Source organism: Variovorax sp. P1_G12 (assembly GCF_056405555.1).
Map to the genome: position 1 here is coordinate 1 of NZ_JBFUBW010000090.1, position 1,692 is coordinate 1,692.

Annotated in this window: 1 protein-coding gene; it reads right to left on the reverse strand. The window is 60.4% G+C overall.

Annotated features, from left to right (window positions below; all coding sequences use genetic code 11):
- Positions 1-177 precede the first annotated feature (177 nt).
- The gene (locus tag AC1D2O_RS37650; RefSeq protein WP_477650724.1) at positions 178-1,623 is read right to left on the reverse strand and encodes an IS1182 family transposase; all 1,446 of its coding nucleotides are present in this window, start codon (positions 1,621-1,623) and stop codon (positions 178-180) included.
- Between the last annotated feature and the right edge of the window lie 69 nt (positions 1,624-1,692).

Sequence of the window (1,692 nt, forward strand, 5' to 3'; positions counted from 1 at the left end):
TGGCCGAGGCCTGGCCGAGGCCGTGTGGAAACGCAATTGGCACAACAGTATGCCGAACACGAGACCACAGGTCCCGTCATTGAGCCTGCTGATGCCATCCAGTGCTCATCGCCGCGCGAACGCGCATTCGTCTTGTTCGTGATGTTCTGGACCACCCTCAGCCGTCGTTAAAAGCGCTCACGCCCCCGCCAGCTTCATCGCCTTCATCGTTCTGGTCATGCCCAGGATGGCGATCACCCGCTTGAGGTTGTAAGCCAGCACGTGCAAGCTCATCTCGGTGCTGACGTGCTCCAGCGTCTTCGTTAGGAAGTGTGTCCAGCCCATCCAGTGCTTGAGCGTGCCGAACACGTGCTCCACGGTACTTCTTCGCAACGTCATGGCATCAGGCTTGCGATCAAGCCGCTGCTGAACTCGCTCCAGGACTTCCTCATGCTCCCAGCGACGGATGCGCCGGTACTTGCTGGTCGAGCAATCAACTTTCATCGCGCACCTCGGGCAGGCGCTGGTCCAGTAGACGTGCTGCTTCAGATTGCTCTCGAACGTGCTGAACCGATAGATTGCATGTTCTCCTGCGGGGCATAAGTATTCGTCATCCCTCGCGATGTAGATGAAGTCGCTCTTGTCGAAGCGTCCCTCGGCCTTGGCGTTCGAGGTCATCGGCTTGGGTACGAAGGTCGTGATGCCTGTGTCCTCGCAGGCCTTGAGCTCGGTGCCGTTGAAGTACCCGCGGTCCGCCAGGGCTTGCAGTTTGGTCTTGCCGATCGCCTCGCGCGCCGCCTTCGCCATCTTGCTCAGCTGCGCGCGGTCGTTGCCAATGTTCGTCACTTCATGCGCAACGATCAGGTGGTGTTTGGCATCGACCGCCGCCTGCACGTTGTAGCCCACCAGGCCCGAGCCCTTGGCTTGCGAGTTCATCGAGCGCGAGTCTGGATCGGTGGTGGAGCGCTGGCCATCGGGTTCGTGCTTCAGTTGCTCCTTGGTCTCGTCGAGCTGGCGCATCTGCTCGCGAAGCTTTTTGATCTTGTCCTGCAGCCGCTCGGTCTTGGCCTCGACCTCCGCGGGCTGCGTGCGGTCGGCGGTCTCCAGCGCGTCGAGGTAACGCTGGATACTCTGTTCGATCTGCCGCTGGCGCGCGTCGATCTTGGCTGGCGTGACGTTGCGGTCCCGGCTGTTGACCGCCTTGAACTTGCTGCCATCGATGGCCACGATGGCCTGCGTGAACAGCTTGAGTTCCCGGCACATGCCGACGAAGCGCTTGCAGACGTTGCGGATGCCCGCTCCGTTGTCGTGACGGAAGTCGGCAATGGTCTTGAAGTCCGGGGCAAGCCGGCCAGTGAGCCACATCAGCTCGACGTTGCGTTGGGCTTCGCGTTCCAGGCGCCGGCTGGACTGGATGCGGTTCAGGTACCCGTAGATGTAGAGCTTGAGCAGCACCGCCGGGTGATACGACGGTCGACCGGTAGACGCCGGATCAACACCCTTGAAGCCCAGGGCTTGAAGGTCAAGCTCTTCGACAAAAGCGTCGACGACTCGCACCGGGTTGTCTTCGCCGATATAGTCATCAAGACATTCCGGCAACAACGCGACCTGCTGTCGGTCTTCGCCTTCGATGAATCGCTTCATGCGCCACCTCGCTCTGACGGGTTGGCAGATTTTATTTGGAGTGAGGAGATCAACGAAGTGTTTTCACAC